General features: G+C 65.2%; 6 protein-coding genes. 5 read left to right on the top strand and 1 reads right to left on the bottom strand.

The genetic code is table 11. From position 1 onward, the window contains the following. Positions 1-250, top strand: a 250-nt coding sequence (locus tag PGX04_RS20715) for a YegP family protein (RefSeq protein WP_273740237.1), incomplete at its 5' end; no start/stop codon positions are given. A gap of 54 nt (positions 251-304) precedes the next feature. Next, the gene (locus PGX04_RS20710) at positions 305-1,084 is read left to right on the top strand and encodes a 4-phosphopantoate--beta-alanine ligase (protein WP_273740236.1); all 780 of its coding nucleotides are present in this window, start codon (positions 305-307) and stop codon (positions 1,082-1,084) included. 30 nt (positions 1,085-1,114) lie between these two features. On the opposite strand, the gene PGX04_RS20705 is transcribed toward PGX04_RS20710, so the two are convergent. Further along, complete coding sequence (locus tag PGX04_RS20705; RefSeq protein WP_273740235.1) at positions 1,115-1,768, bottom strand: hypothetical protein; 654 nt, start codon at positions 1,766-1,768, stop codon at positions 1,115-1,117. 269 nt (positions 1,769-2,037) lie between these two features. On the opposite strand from PGX04_RS20705, the gene PGX04_RS20700 reads away from it, so the two are divergent. The 3 genes from PGX04_RS20700 to PGX04_RS20690 form a co-directional block, all read left to right on the top strand. Further along, a complete protein-coding gene (locus PGX04_RS20700) occupies positions 2,038-2,325 on the top strand; it encodes a HalOD1 output domain-containing protein (protein ID WP_273740234.1) in 288 nt (95 codons plus the stop codon). Positions 2,326-2,451: 126 nt separating this feature from the next. Further along, complete coding sequence (locus PGX04_RS20695) at positions 2,452-3,432, top strand: tyrosine--tRNA ligase (RefSeq protein WP_273740233.1); 981 nt, start codon at positions 2,452-2,454, stop codon at positions 3,430-3,432. A gap of 205 nt (positions 3,433-3,637) precedes the next feature. Next, on the top strand, positions 3,638-3,972 hold a 335-nt coding region (locus tag PGX04_RS20690; RefSeq protein WP_273740232.1), incomplete at its 3' end, for an HTH domain-containing protein.

The raw sequence follows: 3,972 nt of genomic DNA, 5'->3' as shown, positions 1-3,972 counted from the left end.
GGTCGCCCTCGCACGCGAGGCCCTCGAGGACGTCCGTGAGCTGATCGAGTCGGCGAGCATCCTCGAGATCGATAGCGTTTCCTTCGAGTTGCACACCGCCGAGGACGGCTGGGTCTGGCAGCTGATCGACGAGTACGGGACGACGATGGCGAAGAGCACGCAGACCTACGCGAACCGCACGGACGCCCGCGAGGCGATGAACGACGTGAAGGCGCAGGCGCCCGACGGCTGGATCACGTTTACGGAGTAGCCCAGCGGCGCGGGTATCAGTTGACTTTTTATCGAACGGGTCGAGTCACCGCTCGTGAGCGATTACGACAGCGTCTCCGCCGACGTCGAGCACGAGGAGGAGATCCCCGAGAACCACCCGAGATATCAGGACCTGCTCACTCGCCACCGAATCGAGCGGGGCGTCGAGAAGGGGATCACCCACCTTCAGGGGATGCACGCCGAGGGACGGGGCAGCGCGTTCGACTATCTGTTGGGCGAGGAGACGATTCCGAGCGCCGACGACGCGGAACGGGCCGCCGCGGCACACCTCCTGCTCGCCGACCGTCCCGTGCTCTCGATCAACGGCAACGTCGCCGCGCTGGTCCCCGGCGAGATGGCCGCACTCGCCGACGCCGTGGACGCCGACCTCGAGGTCAACCTCTTCAATCGAACGCCCGAGCGGATCCGGGCTATCGCCGACCACCTGCGCGAGCACGGCGCGGACGAGGTCAAGGGACTCGAAGCCGACGCGCACATTCCGAACCTCGACCACGAGCGCTCGAAGGTCGACGCCGACGGCATCTACGAGGCCGACGTCGTGCTCGTCCCGCTCGAAGACGGCGACCGCGCCGAGGCCTTAGACGAGATGGGCAAGATCGAGATCGTGATCGACCTCAACCCGCTGTCGCGCTCGCCGCAGGTGGCCGACGTGCCGATCGTCGACAACATCATCCGCGCGGTGCCGAGCATCACCGAGCACGCGCGGAAGCTGGCGGCGGCCGACGAGGACGAACTCCGGGCGGTTATCGAGGGTTTCGACCGGGATCGGGCGCTCGAGGAGGCTGAGGAACGGATCCGATCGGGCGATCTCTGATCGCTCTCTCGATCTCCGTTTCGGTCTCGCTCAGAGCTTCCCCGTGATCGACGGTGAAACGGAGTCTCGAGCGTCGTCGCGTTCGATGATCTGTGGCCTGTCGGCCGGATCGACGAACGGGAGTTTCGATTTGATCGCCGCCACCGTCTCCTCGACGCGGTAGTACGATAGCGAGAAGACCTCGCTCGCGCGACGAGCGAGGGAGTGATCGATCTCGTAGGGAATGGCCGGTCCGCACGCGAGTTCGTCCCCGTCGATCAGCCAGTGGCGGGCCAATGCGACACCCTTCTCCGCGTCGTAGCCGCGGGCGAGGTAGTGTCTGTAAGGATGCCGGATCCACGAACACTCCCAGTGGGCGTAGACGTCGACGCCCGACTCGTTCTCGAGGTCGTGGAGGACGATATGTAACTGCTCGTCGGCGACCAGCGACGGTCGCCACACCCACGAGCCCTCGGAGGTGTTGCCGTCCGTTCGAACCTTGAGCGCGGCAATCGGATTGCGCGAGAAGCCAACCTGCTCGAGGACGTCCTCTATCGCCTCCTCCGAGCAGTGGGCCGTGAGTACGTACTCGTCGGCGGTCGTGTGGCTGACCGCGTATCCGCCGAAGGTTCCTCGCAAGAGGAAGTGTATCTGCGGGTAGATGGTTCGACGGAAGGCGTTAATGGCGTCTTCGCTGTCGAGCATCGGTCGCCGTGGCTACGATGACTGCCCGGAAGAGTATTCCGTTGGCGTTCGTGGGGCGGTCCCGTCGCCCACCGGCCCACAGCGCTGTCGTGGTCGACTCGAGCGGGACAGCGCTGTCCCGTGACGGAGTCGTGCTGCGACGGGAGGCCGCTTCGCACTGGAGCGGAAACGCCAGCGGAACGTGACCCGCCGCAGGCCACGCGGGCCGGGTAGCAGGCAGTAGCCGGTGCAATAGTTACCAGTCGGGGACACTGACAGTCACGATAACGATGACTCAACTGACCGACGCTACTGCTGACGGCGGCGTGATCCGACGACAGCTCGACACCAACCAGGAGGATCCGGCGGCCCAACTCGTCGAAGTCATCGCTGACATCGACGACGTCGAACCGATGGAGCTCGCTCCGATATACTACCGTATCGATGGCCTCATCACCGGTCTCTTCTCGTCACCGTCACCCCTCGAGGCGAACGCGCACGTCGCGTTTTCGTACGAGGGGTACCGTATTCGCGTCCACCAGGACGGCACGGTAACGGTCCGCGAACTGGCATCCTAGCGCGTCTCGCGACCGCACGGGACTGCGTCGAGTCGGTTCCGAAGCCGTTCTCCTCCTCCCGCCCTTGATGGCTGCTCGAGTCGGGATTCAGGAGGTATAAATTCCTCCTCCGGTTTCAGTCAACACATGGATGCCTACGAGTTACTGACGCGAAACGTCGAGGAGGCCGTCACCGACGAGGAGGTCCGCGACCTCGCGGCCGAGCCCGAGGGCAAGCGGGCCTACGTCGGCTACGAACCCTCGGGCGTGCTCCACCTCGGCCATCTCCTGACCGCGAACAAGCTCATCGACCTCCAGGAAGCGGGGATGGAGGTCGTCGTCTTGCTGGCGGACGTTCACGCTTACCTCAACGAGAAGGGGAGCTTCGAGGAGATCCGGGCCACCGCCGAGCAGATGAAAGCCCAGTTCCTCGCCTACGGCCTCGAGGAGGACCAGACCGAGTTCGTCTACGGCTCCGAGTTCCAGCTCGAAGAGGAGTACACCCTCGATCTGCACCACCTCGAGCGCGAGACGACGATGAACCGTGCACAGCGCGCGATGGCCGAGATCCAGGGCGACGAGACGGCGAAGGTGAGCCATCTGGTCTACCCCTTGATGCAGACCCTGGATATCGAATATCTCGATCTCGATCTGGCGGTCGGCGGGCTCGACCAGCGCAAGGTCCACATGCTCGCCCGCGAGAAGCTGCCCGAGCTCGAGTACGACGTTCGGCCCGCGATCCACACCCCCATCGTCGCCGACCTCACCAGCGGCGAGGGCAAAATGTCCTCGAGCGAGGGGATCACCATCTCGATGGAGGACTCGACCGAGGACCTCGAGGAGAAGGTCAACTCGGCGTTCTGCCCGCCGACCCGGGACCCCGAAGGTGATCTCGAGAACCCCGTCCTCGAACTGTTCGAGTACCACGTCTTCCCGCGGTTCGACGAAGTCGTCGTCGAGCGACCCGAGAAGTACGGCGGCGATCTCACCTACGAGGCGTACGAGGACCTCGCTGCGGACCTCGAGTCGGGCGAACTCCACCCCGCCGACGCGAAGGGGACGCTCGCGGCCGCCCTCGACGAACTGATCGCGCCCGGCCGCGAGACGCTGCGCGAACTGCGCTCCTGAGCGGGAGTATCGTCGCCAACCGGGCGATTCGTGATTCTCGATTTGGTCGTGTCTCTCGGTCCTGTATTCCGACTCGCTGCACGTCTCCGATACTCCCTATGAGACCGACGCGTCTCTCGGTCGGAAACGAACGCTATTCTGCCGCCCCCTCGCCGCCGGGAGACGATCCCGCCGATTGAAGTGCCAGCGGCCCCCTTGCGAGGCTATGAACGAGACGCGACGGGCGGTTCTCGAGGCGCTCGCGGACGGGCCGGCATCGGGGCCGGAGCTGGCGGAATCGCTCGATATCTCGCGGGCGGCCGTCTGGAAGCACATCGAGGCGTTGCGCGAGGCGAACTTCGAGATCGAGAGCGGGGGGAACGGGTACGAACTCACCGACGTTACCGCGTACAACGCCCCATCGGTCGAGTTCGGACTCGAGGCCCCGTTCTCGATCGAGTACCACGATTCGGTGGGAAGTACGAACGATCGGGCGCGCGAACTAGCTGCCGACGGCGCGGCGGACGTGGCCGTCCTCGCGGACGAACAGACCGGCGGCCG

The organism is Natrinema soli, from assembly GCF_028618695.1.
This window is presented reverse-complemented; position numbering and strand designations above follow the sequence as displayed.

Coding starts and splice junctions, on each gene's coding strand:
- PGX04_RS20700 (WP_273740234.1), top strand. CDS start 2,038: ATGACTCAACTGACCGACGCTACTGCTGACGGCGGCGTGATCCGACGA.
- PGX04_RS20705 (WP_273740235.1), bottom strand. CDS start 1,768: ATGCTCGACAGCGAAGACGCCATTAACGCCTTCCGTCGAACCATCTAC.
- PGX04_RS20695 (WP_273740233.1), top strand. CDS start 2,452: ATGGATGCCTACGAGTTACTGACGCGAAACGTCGAGGAGGCCGTCACC.